Source organism: Streptomyces sp. NPDC087859 (genome assembly GCF_044742595.1).
GTDB lineage: Bacteria > Actinomycetota > Actinomycetes > Streptomycetales > Streptomycetaceae > Streptomyces > Streptomyces canus_F.
The window spans coordinates 543089-560631 of sequence record NZ_JBIUUU010000005.1 but is presented as its reverse complement, the minus strand read 5'-3'; the positions used below and the strand labels follow the sequence as shown (position 1 = coordinate 560631).

Here is a 17543-nt window from a genome sequence, read left to right as displayed (position 1 = left end):
CTCTACCTTGAGCAGTTCACGCACATCTTGGCCGCCGAGTGGCTGACTTACCGCCACCGCCGCTACGAGCTACCGGGTGTCTGTCAGCAGGACTCGTCGTCCTTGACCGTGAACCACGTCACCGGCGTGTCCGTGAGGTGCGTGCCGGCATCGGGCTCCTGGCTACATACGGTCCAGTTGCGGTCATAGACCCGGAGTTCGCAGGTCCTCCGCCAAGTCACAGGTCGTCGGTGTCCGGCGGCAGGTACTGAGTCCCGAGGAAATCCTCGAGGCAGATGGCGGCGAACGACGTCGAGACGTACTTCCAGCGATCCTCGCGGTCCGGGCCGTAGTCGCTGATGCCACGGAAGATCAGCCATGGCAGGCCATCCACGGCCTGGGAGAATCCGTATGCCTCCATGTCAGCGGCGCGGATGGTGTTGTCGATCAGGTGCAGACCCGGCAGGAACTCCCCGTCCCTGAGGACCTCTTCGCCCGAGGCGATGGTGACATTGGTGGTGTGCACCTCCGGCATGCGATCGGCCGAGAAGGTCACGGGAATCTCGTCGGGCAGCAGACCGCCGATGAACTCCCTGACCTTGTCCTGGAAGCCTGTCCTTCCAGGGGCGTAGTAATAGAGTCCGTGCCCGAAGTCGCTGCGCCCCTGCGCGTGTCTGGGGCGCGGCTGCACGACCTGTCCGGGCCCGCGGCGGCCGGGCGGGTAGTAGTAGACGCGGTCACAGGCCACCACATCCCCGGTCTGCACTTCGTCCTTGACACCTCCGGCGGTGCCCAGCAGGCAGACCAACTCCGGCTCATAGCGCTTGAGAAGAGCGCTGACGGATTTCGCCATCTGTACGTTGCCCGCCTTTCCCGCCGTGGTGATGACGACCGAGAGCGGCTTCTGCGGGCGGTATCCGTTCGGCAGGCGGGTCCGGTAGAAGCGCTGATCACCCACGACATCACGCTTGTTGAAGTCGTCCTGAGTCATGCCGAAGGCGCCGAGTGCCGCATCGAGCTCCTCAAGGATGACGACGATCACAGCGATGTCTACGGATTCGGCTGCCTTGGGTGCCATGTCCAATTTCCCCCTGAGGGCAGTCGGGTTGGGCGGCAGGAAGGATTCCACGACTATGCGGTCGAGCTCCTGGCGCAGCTCTGTGGGGAGGTCCAGGGACTGGCGCGCGTAGTCGGCGATCAGCATGTTCCGTTTGACGTAGGCGAGTTCATCCGGATTGCGGCCGGCCGGCACCCATTTTCGGTTGTGTAGGAGGTACACCAGCGTCCGGCAGGCCTCTTCAGCCGATTGATCCCACACGCCGCCCCCGACCCTCATGCTCCGCTCCTGGTCGCTCGTATCCGGTACAGGGAGTGGACGGGCAGCCCGTCGAGATCCGTCTCGCCAGAGAAATCGAGGATAGGTATGTACGCCACCGGATGGACGTTCTCACTCAGCAGGAGCGAATGCATCGCGCGGGCCGTCAGGCCGGTCGCCCTGAACTCGTCGAGAATCACCACTTTGCTTTTGCGCCCCCGCAGCGGACGGAGTTGGCGCCGCCAGACGTCACTGCCCGGTGCCCTGCGCCGACGGGCCCGGGCCCTCGCGCCGCCGGAGGACGTGCTGTGGTCCAGGGCCTCGCCCGGAATCGCTATCTTCACCGGCCGACCCTTCATGAGGGTGCTGATCCTGTCGACGAGCTTGTTGATGTGGTCCTCATCAGGACAGACGAGGACCACGCTGGAAGGCGCCGGCCCCAGCGCTCGCAGGAGGTTGATCACCTTGGACGCGATGCAGTCCCCGTACTTGTCGAATACGTCCCCCATGTCGGGGACGAAGGGGAAGAACAGCCCGTCCGCTGTCGGAAAGACCTCTTCCTCTCCCCACCTCGATGTGAGAAGGATGTCCCAGGCGTCGTAGGTACGCAATGCGTGGTGTTCTCGCGACGGGTCAGTGTGGGGCAGCCCGATGCTGCACTGCTCGCATTCCTGATGGCGAAATGCCTTGCGGCTGAGTGTCTGCTCGGCGTCGAGCGGAAGCGCTGAATCCACGAATTTCGCGTCCACATCGGTAGCCAGGACGGTCCAGGCCCGTTGCGCCAACTGGATTTTGTCCCGGCGCAGAGCTCTAATGATCTTCTCGAACTTCTCCCGCTTGCTGACCACGGCGAAAAAGAGCACGACAGTTTTGTGGATCCTCGAGGCGTCCAGCAGCGCCCCGCCGGCGTCGAAGATTCTTCCTTCGGCGTCGAACGTCCCGCATTCCAGGCCCAGCCCACTGGCGATACCCGCGATGGCTTCGTCAAGACCCGTCTGGCGATCTTTGCTCAGCAGCATGAGGTCGCTCGACACCTCGCGATCGGCCAGGACCGTTCCGCGCAGCCAGCGTTCGGCGAGCTCACCGATCTCCGGCGCGGCGTGCTCGGCATCGAAGAAGTAGCGGTTGCAGTGCGGGTCGGCGCGTCCGCGGGAGGCATAGTGGCCGAGCCTTCGAACGATCTGACGCGACAGTTGCTCGCCCGGGTCCCTCGGGGGCGGATCCTGCTTCAGCACGTAGACCGACTCGAAGTCTTGTCGGAAGCAGCTGCTGTCGCCGTGCAGCCACTTGGTCGTCCCGTCATTGGAGATGACCACCAGTTTGGCCTCACGCACTCGACTGCCCGCACTCGTACGCAAGGTGCGCCAGAGTTCGGACCCCTCATGGGGCAGCTCCGGCAGAAGAATCGCGAGCGACCGGTTGGCGACCTGCGCGAGCCACCTCTGAACGGTGCTGGCCACGCCGATGACCAGCGACTCGCGCAGCTGGCCGTAGGGGTTCGCCGCCAGATCGATGATGAGGAGCTGGGGCGCACGGCCTTTGGGCAGTGTTCTTCCCAGATACTCCTCGACCCTGAAGGAGTCATCGTTGAGTTCCTCGGAGGTGATGTAGACCGTGTCTCCGGCGGGCCTGGTCAAAGCGGTTTGGCCCATGAGGATCTTGCCCAACCACTGGTAGAAGTCGTCGCGCTCCTCCGGCACCAGCTCGGGGGCATCGCGGCCCACCGTGATCTGCCGGGCCGTGACCAGGGGCCTAGTCATCACGCACCGGTAGCCGCACGGTAAGCAGATTTCCGTGCTGGTAGGGGAGTTGGGATCCGGTGGCCACATCGACCCGGTACCGGACCGTGCCCGAACCCGGAACGGCGGACACCTCCAGCCGGGTCTGCCGCGACTCGATGCGCAGGCTCCCGCCGAACGCATCGACCGCGCAGTTGTAGAGGGCATACAGGCCGTGGCTGCCTTCCGCATGGCCTTTCGCGTACCGGTCGCGCGGTGCACTGCCGATCAATCCTGCCAGGAGTACCTCGGGATCCTCGGAATCCGGCCAGTGCCGCCAGTGGGCGCGACCCAGTTCCTCGCCGGGAGACCAGCCGTTGGCAGACAGGGCGAACTCGTCGGCCCTCAGTACCTCGGCAACCGGTTCGCGCTTCCTCAGGTGGGTGATCAGTGATTCGCTGTCGTCCCATACGGCGAGGGTGAGTGTGCCCGTGCCGGACTTCTCATCGGGCAGCTCGAGTTGCGCACCGGTGATCGCGACCCTCCCGCTGCTGCGTTGCAACGGGCCACTCACAAGCTCCTGGACCAGTACGCGGATCAGTTCGGAAGCGGGCCCCGCGAGAACGCTCTGGAGCAGCCGTGTCAGAGCGAAGCCGCCCCAGCAGGACGTCTCGCCCTCAAGCATGTGGAGCCGGGCCAGCTCGTCGTCGAGCCGGTAGGGACGCAGGCCGAAGCGCTGCTGGGCCGTGAGATAGGCAAGAACCGAGGAGCGTGGACTCCCAGCGTCGCTGACCAGCGGCGCGGGCAGCGTTTTCTCGCCAAAATACGCACGATCCTCGGGCGTGACCAGGACCCTGAACGGGACCCGGGCGACCGAGCCGACCGCGTGCGGGAACCGCCACAGACGCAGGATGTGCCGAGCGGCGGCGTCCGCAGGCAGCCGGATCATGGTCTCTACGCCTTCGTTCCTGCGGGCTGCAATCGTCGACAGCAATTGCTGCAACGCCGCCACGTCGAACGCGGTCGCCGCGGCAAGATCGAGGAGAACCGTGCCGGCAGACAGACGGTAGGCCGAAGCATCCACCAGCACCTTGTCCACCTGGGCCGTCGACACCCGCCCTTCGACGCGCAGACTCGGCATCGATTTCACTGAAAGTGAGCCGCGAGTCCGCATACGGCCTCCCGAAATGGGCGAGGTCGCCTGATGCTCCCTCTAGTGGGGCAAGGAGGAAACTATAGCGAGAATCGGGTTCAATCGACCCTATAGCGTGCACAGTTGGCGCAAACTCCCCCGGCGCACGCGGGGGCCGCGCGCGCCGGGTCCCGGCCACAACACGCCGGATCCAGACGGTGCCGGGACAATGGCTGTACGACAACGCCTCGTGCCGCCAGGACAATTGGCGCGTCCGTGATTCTTTGCTGTTATGACGGACACTGCGGGGCCTGCAGAGGTAGATCCGGACGGCGAGGAGGCCCGCGAACGCGGCGAAGTCGCCGCGCCCCTGCCGCGGCCGATGCTGGCCTCGTGTCCCAGACCAGCAATCCCGGGACCGCGTTCCAGCCGGTCTGCAGCTTCCTGTGGCCGTCGATCAGGTCGCCGGTGGTGTGGGTGGGCAGCATCCTCGCCGTGATGATCCGCGAGTAGCCCTAGACCATCACCAGTACCGGCGGGCGCCCGCTCTGCCCGTAACCGAGTGGGATGTCGACAGGCGGGAACCACAGGTCGCACTGGGCCAGCTCGCCCGGCTGATAGGTGGTGCGCGAGACCGGATCGACCGGCAGATAGGTCGTCCGCAGCTCGCGTACGCGTTCTTTGAAGACGGTCATGCCCCGGTCCTAACCGTTCCTCTCGGCGATCACCGTCGCAGGCATGGTCGAGGTCTGCTTCAGGAGCTCCCGGGTCTGCGGCTCGACCGCATCGACCGCCGAGGACGCCCTGCAGGCAGAGCCGGTCCGCCACCGGCCGCAGCCCCGGCGACCCCTCCGGCCAGGGCGAAAGCAGGGGCTCGATCGGTGCCCACAAGTCGTCGTCGACGGTCCACGGCCGAGTACCCACACCATCCCGAACCGCCGAAGCGTCACATGGGTCACGCCCGACCAGAACACATCAACAAGATCGTGTTGCGAGCTCCATGGAACCCGGAGCGGTTCAGAACCTGTCTGGCCTGTCAGGCTGGAAGACGCTTCGGCGAATCCCTGCGTGGGCGGACGACTTGACTGGTGCGCGGCAGAACATCACACGGTGTCCGTGTCAGCTGCGTCGCGATCGGTGCTCTGTTTGTCGAATTCGGCCAGGAGTGCTGCGACGAGGTTCTTCTCCAGCGAATCGCAGCGTTCTTCCTCCGCCTTGCTGCGGCACTCCGCCACGGCAATGGCCCCTTCGAAGACGGCTCGCGCCTGCCAGGCCCTGAGCTCGCAGGTGAGGGCCTGGCAGAGGCAGTCCATGTAGTCGTTGGGGCCAGCGAAACCCCGCCAGACGGCGTCGAGTTGCTGCTTCACAATCAGCAGGCGTGCGTACAGGCGGTTCAGGGCTGTGCCCTTCGGGTCCTTGCCCATCTCCTCGCTGATCGCGGCGAGTTCGCTCTTGGCGTCGGTGACCCTCTTGGTGAGCTGTTCCGCCTCGATGACGAGATCGTCGAAGCACTTCTCGGCCTGGGCGATGTGACGTTGGGCCTCAGCGAGCCGCGCATGCAGCTCACCGATCGACACGTCGGCCACATCCGTGTCGAACTCGCAGTCGTCATCGGCGCAACAGCCCGTGCCGCGACCGCAGTCATCGAGCTTCTCCCGTACGACCCGGTGTGCGCCCTTCATACGCTCCACGACGCGCGCGTCGTCGATCATGCACTTCAGCCGGTCCCACAGTTGGTCGGCGAGGGTCCGGGACGCCTCCACGGACTTGGCCGCGTCCTCACGGGCGTGGGTGTACAGGTTGCGCGCCGCGTCGTACTTCGTCCGGCGCTGCCCGACCGCGGTCGCCGCGCCGGCCGTGACCTCCGCCTGCTTCTTGATGCCCTCGGCTTCGCACTTGAGTGCGTCCAGCCCGCTGGTGTCGCAGCCCGCGCACGGCTGCGGCTTCGTCTCGTCATGGCGTTGGCCGGGCCTGCGCGGGTCCCGATGGGTGGTGGCCATCACTCCTCCTTCGACCGGTCAGGCGCAGTGTGGGACCGACCACGTCACCTGAGCGTCGCCGAACGCGCCACGGTCGGCGCGTGGCGGTGCGAGACCGCCATGGAGCGGAGGGCGACACCACCTCTCAGCCGCGCGATGCCGCGTCACCGATGGCTCGTGGCGACGCTGCGGTGACGACCGACGCGGAGCATCGGCGCCATGGCCGGATACCAGGCTCTCGCCGCCGTGGGGCGCAGCGTCGTCGCCCTGCTCAACCGCCGCTTCTTGGCGGAACCGCCCGGGCCGCGTCGGCCCACCGCGGTGCTGGTGGGCACCGGCGACCTGGGCCGGTACAACGAGCCCGGCGCGATGATCCAGTTCCCGGCGGTGTCCGTGTACTGCTACCGCCTCTCGGTCGACCGGGAGACCCGCCCCGGGTGGTCCGCGGTCTCCGGCTCCGATGGTGTGCCGAGGCTGCCGCTGCGGATGCACCTGCTGGTCTCCGCCTGGGACACGACGGCCGAGTCCGAACTCGAGTCGCTCGGCCTGGCGGTGAGCGCCCTGACCGCCGAACCCGTCCTGACCATCCCGCAGTTGGACGAGAGGGGGAAGTGGCGCCGGGGTGACTCGATCCAGGTTGTGCCCGACGAACTCGCCCTGGACTCCATGAGCGAGGCGTTCCAGGCGCTGACCGCCGACTTCCGGCTCTGTCTTCCGTATGTGGCGAGGTCCGTCCTCATCGAGAGCCCGCGGACGCAGGAGGCCGCGGAGCCGGTCGCCTCCGTGGTCGCGGGGCAGACGCCCCAGGGGACGACATGACGACGGCTCCTCTGCATCGGCTGGCGCTCGGGGTGGAAACCCTCGACGCCGTCACCGGACGTGTCACCGGCACAGCGCTCCGGGTCGGCCGTGAACGGCCACGTCGGCCGGGACGGCAGCGCTCCGGTGGGAGGCGGCCACTGGATCCGCTGCTGCAACGCGCCGACGCCCCGCTGGAGTCGAACGGCAGCGGCCGTCACCTGCTCCTCCACGACCTGCGCCGGGCATCGGCCGGCCCGGCCGGGGAGAGTGCCGTCGTACGGATCGACGACCCCTGGCGGCGCTACGTTCCCCGGCGGCTCACGGTACCGCTGTGGACACTCGCCGAGGTGGAGGCCGCGGAAGCGGCCGGCCGTCACATCCCCGTACGGTCCCGTCTCCTGCGCCCGTGGCTGTGGCCGGGCAGCGCGTACCTTCTGCCGTCGGGGGCCACGGGTCTGCGCGGAGTCGTGCACGCCGCCGACGGTGCCCTCCCCTGGGCGCGGGTCGAGGCCCGTCTGGATGCGAACGGGGCACTGGTGGGGCGGGCGCACGGCGACGAGCGCGGCGAGTTCCTGCTGGTCGCGACCTACCTCGGGGTCCGCGACCTCAACACCGCCTCGCCCCGGATCGCGGTACGGATCTCCGTCTTCGGCCCGGGTTCCGCGCCCGAACCGGCCGATCCCGAGCAAGACCCGCTGGCGGGTCTGTCCGTCGAACAGGTGCCCCGGACCCCGGACCGGCCACCGCCGCTGGACGCGGCGCTCGACACGCCGCTGATGCGCGGGGAGAGCCTGCCGCAGGGCTACCGGCAGTCGACGGCCGGCAGCGTCCTCGTCCGACTTCCGCCCGGACGTGTCCTGTCCGAACCCGTTCCGTTCCCGTTCAGCCCGTGACCGCGACCGAGGAGGTCCGCGCATGCCCGAGTATCTGACCCCCGGGGTGTACGTCGAGGAGACCAGTTTCCGCTCCAAGACGATCGAGGGCGTGTCCACGAGCACCTGCGGAATGGCGGGCCTGACCCGCTACGGGCCGGTGGCGCACACGCTGACCTTCACGTCCGCCGGCGGCGAGGACGAGGTGCGGCCGGTTCCCGTGGCGCCGCCGCTGCTGACCAGCTTCGCCGATTTCGAGCGGGCGTTCGGCGGAGTGGAGGAGCTGGAGAGTGGCCCCGGCTATCTCGCGCTCTCGGCACGGGCCTTCTTCGCCAACGGCGGCCGCAGGCTCTACGTCGCCCGGGTCTTTCCCTGGTTCCGGTCCGGGGGTGAGGTCGACATCGGCCGGATGGACGAGTGCTTCGCGAGCCGGGCCGTCGGTACGAGCACCCCGCCGGTGGCGCAGTGGCGCGCCCGCTGGCCGGGGCGGGCCGGGCGCGGCATCAAGGTCGACGCCGACTTCCAGCGGGGCAAGAACGTACTGGTGCGGACGGGGGATCCGGCCGTGCCCAGGCTGACCGGAGTGCGGGTGGGCTCCCTCGTGGAGCTGGCTCCGCTCGGTGGCGAGGCGCCCGCCGACACCGTCCTTCCGGTGGCGGCCAACCTCCGCGTCGTGGTGCGCGACCCGGCGGACGGCGAGCTGAAGCTCCAGGGGACGAACGCGCTGGAACTGCCCGCGGACCAGTCGGCCTTCCCCATCCGGTTGTCGGTCACCGCGACACTGGGGTCGCGCCGGATCGATGTCTACAACGACCTCGCCGTCGACAAGCGCAGCGCCCGCTACGTCTGCCGCGTGCTGGACCAGGTCGATCCGGCCGACGAGTTCTCCCTCGTATGGCTGCGCATCACCGGTGACCCCACGCCGGCACAACTCCTCGAAGCCCTGCTGCTGCCCGCGAGCAGCGGATTCCTGACCGGTGGCAGCGACGGCGACACGGAGTTGCGGCCGGACGACTTCAAGGGTCAGGAGGCCGACCCCGCCAACGCGTCGACGGCGGCCACCGGACTTGAGGCTCTCGCCGGGATCGAGGACATCGCGGTGGTGGCTATGCCCGACACAGTGCGCTGGGAGGACCTGGGGCAGAGCAAGGTGGCGGTGGACCATCTCATTGGCCACTGCGAGCGGCTGAGGTACCGGATCGCCGTCGTGGACCCGCCGAAGGAGAGCTCCCTGTCCCAAGTACGCGAGTTCCGGGCCCTGTTCGACACCAAATACGGCGCCCTCTACTACCCATGGGTCAAGATCCTCGACCCGAACACGGTGCCCGAGCCCGGGACTCCGGCAGCGACCTTGACGCTGCCCCCGTCCGGATTCGTCGCCGGTATCTACGCCCGCAGCGACTTCGAGCGCGGGGTGTACAAGGCGCCGGCCAACGAAGTGGTGCGCGGGATCACCGAGTTCGAGCACAAAGTGAACTACGACCAGCAGGCGGTCCTCAACCCGGAGGGGATCAACGCACTGCGCTTCTTCGAGGGCCGCAGCAACCGTGTGTGGGGTGCGCGGACCATGACCTCGGACCCGGAGTGGAAGTACGTCAACGTCCGTCGGCTGTTCATCTACCTGGAGCACTCGATCGAGAAGGCGACCCAGTGGGCGGTCTTCGAACCGAACAACCAGCGGCTGTGGGCCTCCGTCCGGCAGTCGATCGAGGACTTCCTGCTGGTGGTCTGGCGCGACGGGGCCTTGATGGGCACCCGGCCCGAGGAGGCGTACTTCGTGCGCTGCGACCGCACCACCATGTCCCAGAACGACCTCGATAACGGCCGGCTGATCTGCCTGATCGGGGTGGCGCCGACGTATCCGGCCGAGTTCGTCATCTTCCGCGTCGGCCAGTGGACCGCCGATGCCCAGCGCAGTTGACCGCAGTGAAGTGACCGGACGGATCGGAGACAGACGATGGCGTTGCGCGCGGAAAGCCCGTACGGGGCGTTCAACTTCCTGGTGAAACTGGGCGACAGCTGGGACGAGGCCCAGCTGATCGGCGGCTTCTCCGACGTGAGCGGGCTGGGCAACGAGGTGAAGTACTCCGAGTACCGGGGCGGCAACGACTCGGCGAACCATGTCCGCAAGGTCGCCAACACCAACACGACGGACGATGTGACGCTCAAGCGCGGACTCATCGGTGACGTCCGGCTGTTCGAGTGGCTCAAGGCGACGCGGGACGGCCGATTCGAACCGCGTACGGTGATCATCGCACTGCAGGACGAGTCGCGCACGTCCACCGTCTGCCAGTGGAAGCTGGAGGCTGCTCAGCCCAAGAAGTGGGTGGGGCCCACCCTGGCGGGCAAGGGCGGGGGCGAGGTGGCCATGGAGGAGTTCCATCTCGTCGCCGAGAGCATCGAGTTCACCTCACCATGACGGCCGGACTACGGCTCGGAGCGCCCGGCATTCGCCAGGTCGCCGCCCGCACCGACGACCGGTCGCTGCGGCCGGTCCGGCTGGACGTCGCCGGTTTCGTAGGGGTCGCGCCGCGAGGGCCGGTCGATGAGCCGGTGCTGGTGCGCAACTGGGGTGACTACCGGCGGCGGTTCGGCGGCTGCGAGGGTCCGGGGCTGCTGCCGTACGCCGTCTCGGTCTTCTTCGAGCAGGGAGGTGAGCAGGCCTATGTGGTCCGGGTCGGCCCGCGGGACAGCCACGGCGAGGACGACGGCCGGACGCGCTTCACCCTGGAACCGGACGCGGCGACGGTGCGCTTCACGGCCAGGGACTGGGGCAGTTGGGGCGACCGCCTCATCCTGCGGTTGGAGCATGCCGTGACCTGGCGCTTCCGCCCGGCCGTCGACGCCACCGACCCGCCGGCGGAGGCGACCGACCGTGATCTGCCGCTGCCCCAGGGCACGGACGTCCCGCAGGGCACGCTGCTGCGCCTGCGCGGGCCCGGGCTCGCGTCCGCCGGGGAGTTTCGCTGGGTGAGGCGCGCGGAGCGGCGGCCGACCCTCGGAGGCGGCCGGCGCGGGGTCGCGGTCCTGGACCGGCCGTTGCCGCAGGGCGCGGACGGCGCCATGACCGTGGACGTGGTCACCGCCGCCTTCACCGCCGACGACCAAGATCTCGCCTTCCCGCGCCGTGAGCAGTTCGCCGGGCTCGGGCTCCATCCCGATCATCCACGCTTCTTCGGCCGGGTCGTGCGGGACGAGTCCCTGCTCGTGTCATACGAGGGCCCGGACACGCCCCTGCTCCCGCCCGGCCCGCTGCTGCCCGCGGTGACCTCCGCCCGGCTCGCCCACTGCGGCCGGGACCGGTACGCCGAGGTGACCGGCGACGCCTTCTTCGACGGCCGCCCCGGCGACCCGCCCGACGACGACCCACTGGACGAGCGGCCCCACCACGGGGTCGACCTGCTCGCCCGAACCGCGGAGATCGGCCTGCTGACCGTCCCCGACCTCCTGTGGTCATGGACCGCGCCGGGAGCGGCCCCGGATCCCTGGCCCGACGCGGCCCCCGACCCCTGCACGCCCCTGCTCCCCACCTGCTACGTCCGCCCGGACCCCGGGATGAAGCTGCTGGACGCCCGCTCCCACGCGGAGCCGGCGGCCGTCACCGAGCGGCAACGCCACCTGGCCGAACTGGCCGAACGAAACCGCCGGTTCACCGTCCTGCTGGACGTGCCGCCGGGCCTCGACAGCCAGGGCATCGCCCGCTGGCGGGCCGGCTTCGACACCGCGTACGCGGCCGCCTACCACCCCTGGCTCGACGTCATGGGTCCCGGCGGAGTACGGCGGCCGGTCCCGCCGTCCGCGTTCGCGGCCGGCATCATCGCCTCCCGCGAACGCCGCCTCGGCCTGTCGTGGGGCCCGGCGAACGAACAGGCGCGCGGCGCGGTCCTCTCCGAGGTCCGGGTGAGCGACGCGGAGCACGACACGCTCTTCGCCCAGGGCATCAACGTCTGCCTCGGCGAACGCGACGGCTTCCGGCTGACCTCCGCACGCACCCTCTCCTCCGCCCCCGAGTACCGGCAGCTCAGCGTCCGGCGGCTGATGACCATGCTGCGGCTCGCGCTCGAACGGCAGTCGCAGTGGATCGTGTTCGAGCCGAGCACCACCGGGCTGCGCGAACGGCTGCGGCACACCCTGGAGGTGTTCCTGCTGGACCTCTACCGGCGCGGTGCGTTCACCGGCGCGACCGAGCAGGAGGCGTTCTTCGTGCGCACCGGTGACGACCTCAATCCACGCCACTCCCTGGAGCTGGGCCGGCTGGTCGCGGAGGTCGGGGTGGCGCCCGCCGAGCCGCTGGAGTTCCTGGTGCTGCGGATCTCCGGTGACGGCGACGGCGGCGTACGCGTCGAGGAGACGGGCGGCGATGAGGACTCTTGAGGCGGGCGGCGATGACGACTCCTGAAGCGCGCCCCGATGCGTTCCACGCCCGGATCCTGCAGACCTTCCGGTTCGAGGTCGTGCTCACCCGCAGCAGCTCGGCCGGCGCCGGCGGCGCACCCGAACGGTTCACCGACGGCTCGTTCCAGGAGTGCTCCGGCCTGGAACTGGAGGCAGACGTGAAGGAGTACCTGGAAGGCGGCCGCAACGACGGGGTCATCCGCAGGGTCGGCCGGGTCAAGCTCCAGCCGATCGTCCTGAAGCGCGGGCTGCTCACCATGGACGGCGGGGCCGACACCGCACTGTGGGACTGGCTCCAGGGCATGGTCGCGGGCGTCCTGCCGATCCCCCGCTACGACGGGGTCATCGCGGTGAAGGACACGGCCAAGGCCGAGACCCGGGCCACCTGGCGCTTCGACCGCGGACTGCCCGTCAAGGTCACCGGGCCCGCCCTCAACGCGAAGTCCGGGGACATCGCGATCGAGGAGCTGCACATCGTCCACGAAGGACTACGGATGGTACGACGATGAGCGATCTGGCGAAGGCCGTGCTCCACCGGCTGGTCAAGCAGTACGACGCGAAGGGGTCGGCTCCCGCGGGCTACGCGCCCGCGAAGAAGGAGACTCCGTTCACCGTGCAGTTCAACCCGACGACGCTGCGGCTCCAGTACCAGAACAACACGGACAGCGGCGGGAAGACCACCAAGACCCAAAAACGCCAGTACTTCGCCGCCCACCCCGCCACCCTGAGCTTCGACCTGGAATTCGACACGGCCGAGGAGACGTCCGGCGACACGAGCGCGACCGGCGCCGTCTCTCCGGCGGACGTCCGCGACCTGACGGCCAAAGTACGGCGGTTCATCGAACCGCAGGGCGCCGAGGGTGCACAGCCCCCGGTGCTCCGCTTCGTCTGGGGCCGCTTCGTCTTCAACGGCATCGTCACCCAGATCTCGGAGGAACTGGACTACTTCGCGCCGGACGGCACACCGCTGCGGGCGAAGCTCGGCGTCAGCATCTCCGAGCAGAACCTCAAGTATGAGGGGAAGCTCGAGGGTGCCGGAGCCAGGAACGACAAGGCGGCGTCGGTGCCCGGCGCCGGGCAGCGCGACCGGCTCCAGGACGGCACCGGTGCGGCGCCGGGCCGCAGCGGTACGCGGGATCCCGAGAAGGTGGAGACGGCCCAGGGCGGCGAGAGCGTCCAGCAGTTGGCCGCCCGGATCGGCGGCGACCCGGCGGCCTGGCGCTCGCTGATGAACGAGCTGGGAAGCCCGCTCGGGCTCCCGCCCGGTACCCCTGTCCAGGTCGGCCCCGAGCTGACCGGTTCCGGGGGTGTCGGCCGGGCCGCCGGATTCGCGGCGGGGAGTTCCTCGTCGATCACCGAGGCACTGGCGCAGGCCCTGGGCCGGGTGGCACCCGAACCGTCCGGCCCGGCCCCGGCGGACGTGTCCGACCCGCTGGAGGCCGTGGGTTTCGCTCTGTCGCAGGCCGGTGGCACGGCGGCGGCCGTCGCGCAGGTCGCCGCCGAGGCCACCGACCGGGCCGCCGCGGCCGCCCGCGCCGCCTTCGCCCTCCCTGCGCGAGCACCGACGGACCGGCCGGCCGCGGTGGACGCACGCGCCCTGGCCTACGGCTGGGGCCTGCCCCTGCGCGCCCAGGCACATCCGGACACGCTCGCCGACCTCGCCGAGGGCGGCCGCCGCAGTCTCGCCGCCCGCGCCCGCCCGGCCGAGATCACCGCCCCCGCCGCCGGCGCCGGCCTCGCCCCCTGGCGGCAACTGCCCCCGTCGGTGCCCGCCCGCGCCGAGGCGGACCGGGAGCAACGCCGCCGTGACACCCGGCCGAGCACGATGCGGTGGAAGCCGGGAGGAGTGGTCACGTGAGCGTCCACGTCGACGAGTTGCACTCGGAGGTCGCCCCGGCCCGATCCGCCGCCGCAGGGAGCGCACGAGAGCCGCAGAACCCCTGGGCCGCCGAGGAGCACTGGCAGGAGATGTGCCGTCGCGTCGCATGGCTGGCGGCGCGCGTGCGCGCGGAGGACTTCGATGACTGAACCGGACTACTCCCTGGTATCCCCCGTCTTCTCCGTCGACGGCGAACCGGCCCGCGACATGGCGCGCGACTGCGTCCGACTGGAGATCAGCGAGGGCGTCGACGGCCTGCGAACCCTGCGCGCCCACCTGCTGGCGGTGATCGGAGGCGCCGCCGGTCCGCCCGGGCCGCTGCTCCATCTCGACGGCTCCCCCATCGACTTCGGCCGCTCGGTGCGGGTCAGCGTCGGGCCGGTGGGCGTTCAGCGCTTTGTCTTCGACGGCGCCTTCTCGGCGATCGAGGCCGTCTTCGGCGACGGCGAGCCACCCCTGGTCGTCGTCCACGCCGAGGACGCGTTGATGCGGTTGCGCATGACCCGGCGCATGCGGACCTACCGTTCCGTGACCGACGCCGACATCGCGGCCGAGATCGCCGACGCGCACCGGCTCAAGTCCGACGCCGTCGCCAAGGGGCCGCGCTACGACGTCGTCCAGCAGCTCAACCAGAGCGATCTGGCCTTCCTGCGCGAACGCGCCCGCCTGGTACAGGCCGAGCTGTGGTGCACCGGCGACGAACTCCACTTCCGCGACCGCGCGAGCCGCACGGGCACCGAACTCACCCTCGTTCAGGGCCCCGACCTGCTCTCGCTGCGCGTCTGCGCCGACCTGGCCCACCAGCGCAGCGCCGTCGTCGTCACCGGATACGACGCCCGGCGGGAGGCCGTCATCCACGAACAGGCCGGGCCCGAGACCCTCGACGCCGAGGTGGCCGGCGGCCGAACCGGACCCCGGCTCGTCGCCCGCGCCCTGGGCGGCGGCGCCTCGTACCGCGTCCGCGAAGCCGCCCTCGACTCCACCGAGGCCGCCGCCTGGGCCCGCGCCGAAATGCTGCGCCGCGGCCGCCGCTTCGTGACCGTCTCCGGTGTCACCCGCGGCTCCCCCGACATGGTCGTCGGCAGCCGCCTGGACCTGCGGCGCATCGGCGCTCCCTTCGACGGCGGCGGCTACTACGTCACCCGCCTCACCCACACCTTCGACCACATCCACGGCTTCCGCACCCACTTCGACGCGGAACGCCCGACCCTCAACGAGGCGGCCCGATGACACCCCCGCACGTGGGGCTCCCCGCCCCGGCCGACGGCTCCGCCCCGGCCTACTTCGGCGTATACCCGGCTCTGGTCACCGCCCTCGTCGACCCCGACCGCCTCGGACGGGTCGAGGTCCGCTTCCCCTGGCTGGGCACCGACGGCGACCGCGACGTCCGCGCGTGGGCCACGCTGTGCAGCCCTTACGCCGACAACCGCCAGGGCCTGCAGATACTCCCCGAGGTAGGCAGCCAGGTCGTCGTGGCCTTCGAGGCGGGCAACCTCCGCCGCCCGTACATCGTGGGCGCGGCGTGGAACGGCCGCTCGAGCCTCCCGGCCGCCGCGACGCGCGCCAACAACCTGCGGGTGCTGCGGTCCCGGAGCAACAGCCGACTGGAGTTCGACGACTCCGCCCAGCCGAAGGTCCGCATCACCACGGACTCCGGCCACCAGGTCGTCCTCGACACCGCCACGAACGAGGTGACGATCCGTCACTCGGCTGGCTGCACCGTCAAGTTGACGGCCACCGCAGTGGAGATCAAGGCCAACGTCGCCCTGGACATCACGGCCGCGAAGGTGAATGTCACAGCCCCCGTCGCCACCTTCAGCGGCATCGTGAAGTGCGCGATGCTCGCCGCCGACGCCCTCGTCACGTCTCCCGCGTACACGCCCGGCGCGGGCAACATCCTGTGAGCCCCGCATGACCCACGCATTCGTCCTGCGCACTCCCTGGTACGTCCTGGCGCGCGACCCCGGCCGGGACCCCTTCGCCCTCGGCGCCGACGCCCCTTCCATCCAGAAGTACGGCACCGTCGACTACGTCGACCGGCTCCTCGCCGACCCCCGCGACTCCCTGGCGTTCGGCGATGAGGACGAGTGGTCGTACCCCCTCGTCACAGCCCCGCTCCCGCTCCCGCGCCTGAGCAAGACGCACTCCCACCGCATGGTCCGGGCGGGCATGCGCAAGCTCTACCAGCCCAACCACGAACGCTTCTACGCCGTCGTCGTCGAGCTCTTCTGCGACGAGCCCGGGCTGCCCCGCCCGGGAGACGTCTCCGGGCTGGAAGTCTGCTTCGTCGTACGGCGCGAGCGCATGATGGTCGAGGGCGACACGACCGCGCTGCGCAAGCTGGCGGCCGATCTGGTCAAGCAACTCGACGGCGAACAGCACCAGCGGGAGACGGGCGCGCCCGAGCCTTTGGACACCGCGGACCTCGACCAGGTGGCCTGGGCGGCCCGCAACCGGAAGCTCACACCCGCCCAAGGGTCCCTGCTGGCTGCCGCTAAACCCGTCTGGGTGACGGAGGCGTGGACGCTCGGCGCCGACGGCCGTGGCCAGTGGAGCAGGACGGACCCGGACCCCGACGCCGAACCCCAACTCCTGCCCGGTGAAGCGGAGTTGCCAATGTGGCGGCTCCCGCCCTCCGCGGGACCCTGCGAGGCCGCCGGCACCCGTGTCCTCTGGTTCGGCGCCGTCCCCACCATGTCCGCGGACATCGAGGCGACCGGCCTGCCCAAGTTCGACGACCAGCACGTCTACCATCTGCGGTGCTTCGCCCGCCGCCGTCCCCCACCGGGTCACGAGCACTGCCCGCCCCGCTACTGGTGGAGCGGCCCCACCGCCCCGTACCGTCTCTCGTCCTTCTTCGATCCCGCCGGCACCAGGAACCGCCGCGTCTCGATCACCACTCCGGACTTCCGCGCCCTCGCCGCCCGCGCGAATGAGCCGAGAGGTCCAGGCGGCGTGGAATTCGTTCAACCCCCTGGATCCCAGCTCCGGTTCACCAAGGGCAAGACCGTCCCGGGCAGCGGCACGGTCGGCGGCGACGCGGCGGAGCGCTGCACCTACGCCCTGGAACTGTTCACCATCGTCGCGATGTTCCTCTTCACCCTCTTCCTCCCCATCGTCACGCTGCTCTTCCAGCTCTGGTGGATGCTGCTGCTCCGCTTCTGCTGGCCCCCGACCGGAGCGGCACTCAAACTCGTCACCGACTACCTCGCCAAGGGCGGCAACGTGAACGCGATGGACCCCGCCCATCGGGCCGCACTGGACGAGGTCCTCGGCGCCGAGGGGGCAACCGACCTGTTCGTGTCGGCCGACCCGAAGTTCGGTACGGACAGCGGGGTCGCGGCGCGGATCGTCGACGCTCTGCACCCCAACGCCATCCCGACGCCGGAGCCGCCTGAATCCGAGCCGAGCGTCGACGACCCGCTCTGCGGAACAGCCGTCCCTGTGTCCCCTGCTGGTGGGCCAGCCTAAGG

General features: G+C 69.8%; 16 protein-coding genes. 11 read left to right on the top strand and 5 right to left on the bottom strand.

Going from position 1 to position 17543, the window contains the following annotated elements; genetic code table 11:
* Positions 1 to 217: 217 nt before the first annotated feature.
* The 5 genes from ACIOHP_RS15185 to ACIOHP_RS15165 all read right to left on the bottom strand — a co-directional run bounded on the left by ACIOHP_RS15185 (position 218) and on the right by ACIOHP_RS15165 (position 6144).
* Entirely contained in the window at positions 218 to 1315 is a 1098-nt protein-coding gene (locus ACIOHP_RS15185; RefSeq protein WP_401887503.1) for a hypothetical protein, read from the bottom strand.
* On the bottom strand, positions 1312 to 3054 hold the full coding sequence (locus ACIOHP_RS15180; RefSeq protein ID WP_401887500.1) for a hypothetical protein: 1743 nt from the start codon (positions 3052 to 3054) through the stop codon (positions 1312 to 1314). The genes ACIOHP_RS15185 and ACIOHP_RS15180 overlap by 4 nt, the downstream gene beginning before the upstream one ends.
* Entirely contained in the window at positions 3047 to 4153 is a 1107-nt protein-coding gene (locus ACIOHP_RS15175) for a hypothetical protein (protein WP_401887498.1), read from the bottom strand. Before ACIOHP_RS15175 ends, ACIOHP_RS15180 begins: the two co-directional genes overlap by 8 nt.
* A gap of 506 nt (positions 4154 to 4659) precedes the next feature.
* A complete protein-coding gene (locus tag ACIOHP_RS15170) occupies positions 4660 to 4839 on the bottom strand; it encodes a hypothetical protein (RefSeq protein ID WP_401887496.1) in 180 nt (59 codons plus the stop codon).
* A 408-nt stretch (positions 4840 to 5247) separates the two neighbouring features.
* Positions 5248 to 6144, bottom strand: a complete 897-nt coding sequence (locus ACIOHP_RS15165; RefSeq protein ID WP_401887494.1) for a hypothetical protein — start codon at positions 6142 to 6144, stop codon at positions 5248 to 5250.
* A gap of 198 nt (positions 6145 to 6342) precedes the next feature.
* Here ACIOHP_RS15165 and ACIOHP_RS15160 point away from each other — a divergent pair, with 198 nt between their 5' ends.
* From ACIOHP_RS15160 to ACIOHP_RS15110, 11 genes are read left to right on the top strand one after another with little or no spacing between them, the layout of a single operon-like run.
* The gene (locus tag ACIOHP_RS15160) at positions 6343 to 6942 is read left to right on the top strand and encodes a DUF4255 domain-containing protein (RefSeq protein WP_401887492.1); all 600 of its coding nucleotides are present in this window, start codon (positions 6343 to 6345) and stop codon (positions 6940 to 6942) included.
* Positions 6939 to 7817, top strand: coding sequence for a hypothetical protein (locus ACIOHP_RS15155; RefSeq protein ID WP_401887489.1), 879 nt, complete (start codon positions 6939 to 6941; stop codon positions 7815 to 7817). Before ACIOHP_RS15160 ends, ACIOHP_RS15155 begins: the two co-directional genes overlap by 4 nt.
* Positions 7818 to 7839: 22 nt before the next feature.
* Complete coding sequence (locus ACIOHP_RS15150; protein WP_401887487.1) at positions 7840 to 9717, top strand: phage tail sheath family protein; 1878 nt, start codon at positions 7840 to 7842, stop codon at positions 9715 to 9717.
* A gap of 36 nt (positions 9718 to 9753) precedes the next feature.
* On the top strand, positions 9754 to 10215 hold the full coding sequence (locus tag ACIOHP_RS15145; RefSeq protein ID WP_401887485.1) for a phage tail protein: 462 nt from the start codon (positions 9754 to 9756) through the stop codon (positions 10213 to 10215).
* Positions 10212 to 12170, top strand: coding sequence for a phage tail sheath C-terminal domain-containing protein (locus tag ACIOHP_RS15140; RefSeq protein WP_401887483.1), 1959 nt, complete (start codon positions 10212 to 10214; stop codon positions 12168 to 12170). Before ACIOHP_RS15145 ends, ACIOHP_RS15140 begins: the two co-directional genes overlap by 4 nt.
* A gap of 11 nt (positions 12171 to 12181) precedes the next feature.
* Complete coding sequence (locus ACIOHP_RS15135; protein WP_401887480.1) at positions 12182 to 12700, top strand: phage tail protein; 519 nt, start codon at positions 12182 to 12184, stop codon at positions 12698 to 12700.
* Positions 12697 to 14049 carry a hypothetical protein gene (locus ACIOHP_RS15130; protein ID WP_401887477.1) on the top strand — a complete coding sequence of 451 codons (1353 nt, stop codon included), beginning with the start codon at positions 12697 to 12699 and terminating at the stop codon, positions 14047 to 14049. Before ACIOHP_RS15135 ends, ACIOHP_RS15130 begins: the two co-directional genes overlap by 4 nt.
* Complete coding sequence (locus ACIOHP_RS15125) at positions 14046 to 14219, top strand: hypothetical protein (protein ID WP_401887474.1); 174 nt, start codon at positions 14046 to 14048, stop codon at positions 14217 to 14219. The genes ACIOHP_RS15130 and ACIOHP_RS15125 overlap by 4 nt, the downstream gene beginning before the upstream one ends.
* Positions 14212 to 15300 carry a phage late control D family protein gene (locus ACIOHP_RS15120; protein WP_401887471.1) on the top strand — a complete coding sequence of 363 codons (1089 nt, stop codon included), beginning with the start codon at positions 14212 to 14214 and terminating at the stop codon, positions 15298 to 15300. Before ACIOHP_RS15125 ends, ACIOHP_RS15120 begins: the two co-directional genes overlap by 8 nt.
* The gene (locus ACIOHP_RS15115; protein ID WP_401887469.1) at positions 15297 to 15974 is read left to right on the top strand and encodes a phage baseplate assembly protein V; all 678 of its coding nucleotides are present in this window, start codon (positions 15297 to 15299) and stop codon (positions 15972 to 15974) included. The genes ACIOHP_RS15120 and ACIOHP_RS15115 overlap by 4 nt, the downstream gene beginning before the upstream one ends.
* A gap of 7 nt (positions 15975 to 15981) precedes the next feature.
* Positions 15982 to 17541, top strand: coding sequence for a hypothetical protein (locus tag ACIOHP_RS15110; protein WP_401887466.1), 1560 nt, complete (start codon positions 15982 to 15984; stop codon positions 17539 to 17541).
* Positions 17542 to 17543 lie beyond the last annotated feature (2 nt).

Coding starts and splice junctions, on each gene's coding strand:
- ACIOHP_RS15185 (WP_401887503.1), bottom strand. CDS start 1,315: ATGAGGGTCGGGGGCGGCGTGTGGGATCAATCGGCTGAAGAGGCCTGC.
- ACIOHP_RS15180 (WP_401887500.1), bottom strand. CDS start 3,054: ATGACTAGGCCCCTGGTCACGGCCCGGCAGATCACGGTGGGCCGCGAT.
- ACIOHP_RS15175 (WP_401887498.1), bottom strand. CDS start 4,153: ATGCCGAGTCTGCGCGTCGAAGGGCGGGTGTCGACGGCCCAGGTGGAC.
- ACIOHP_RS15170 (WP_401887496.1), bottom strand. CDS start 4,839: ATGACCGTCTTCAAAGAACGCGTACGCGAGCTGCGGACGACCTATCTG.
- ACIOHP_RS15165 (WP_401887494.1), bottom strand. CDS start 6,144: ATGGCCACCACCCATCGGGACCCGCGCAGGCCCGGCCAACGCCATGAC.
- ACIOHP_RS15160 (WP_401887492.1), top strand. CDS start 6,343: ATGGCCGGATACCAGGCTCTCGCCGCCGTGGGGCGCAGCGTCGTCGCC.
- ACIOHP_RS15155 (WP_401887489.1), top strand. CDS start 6,939: ATGACGACGGCTCCTCTGCATCGGCTGGCGCTCGGGGTGGAAACCCTC.
- ACIOHP_RS15150 (WP_401887487.1), top strand. CDS start 7,840: ATGCCCGAGTATCTGACCCCCGGGGTGTACGTCGAGGAGACCAGTTTC.
- ACIOHP_RS15145 (WP_401887485.1), top strand. CDS start 9,754: ATGGCGTTGCGCGCGGAAAGCCCGTACGGGGCGTTCAACTTCCTGGTG.
- ACIOHP_RS15140 (WP_401887483.1), top strand. CDS start 10,212: ATGACGGCCGGACTACGGCTCGGAGCGCCCGGCATTCGCCAGGTCGCC.
- ACIOHP_RS15135 (WP_401887480.1), top strand. CDS start 12,182: ATGACGACTCCTGAAGCGCGCCCCGATGCGTTCCACGCCCGGATCCTG.
- ACIOHP_RS15130 (WP_401887477.1), top strand. CDS start 12,697: ATGAGCGATCTGGCGAAGGCCGTGCTCCACCGGCTGGTCAAGCAGTAC.
- ACIOHP_RS15120 (WP_401887471.1), top strand. CDS start 14,212: ATGACTGAACCGGACTACTCCCTGGTATCCCCCGTCTTCTCCGTCGAC.
- ACIOHP_RS15115 (WP_401887469.1), top strand. CDS start 15,297: ATGACACCCCCGCACGTGGGGCTCCCCGCCCCGGCCGACGGCTCCGCC.
- ACIOHP_RS15110 (WP_401887466.1), top strand. CDS start 15,982: ATGACCCACGCATTCGTCCTGCGCACTCCCTGGTACGTCCTGGCGCGC.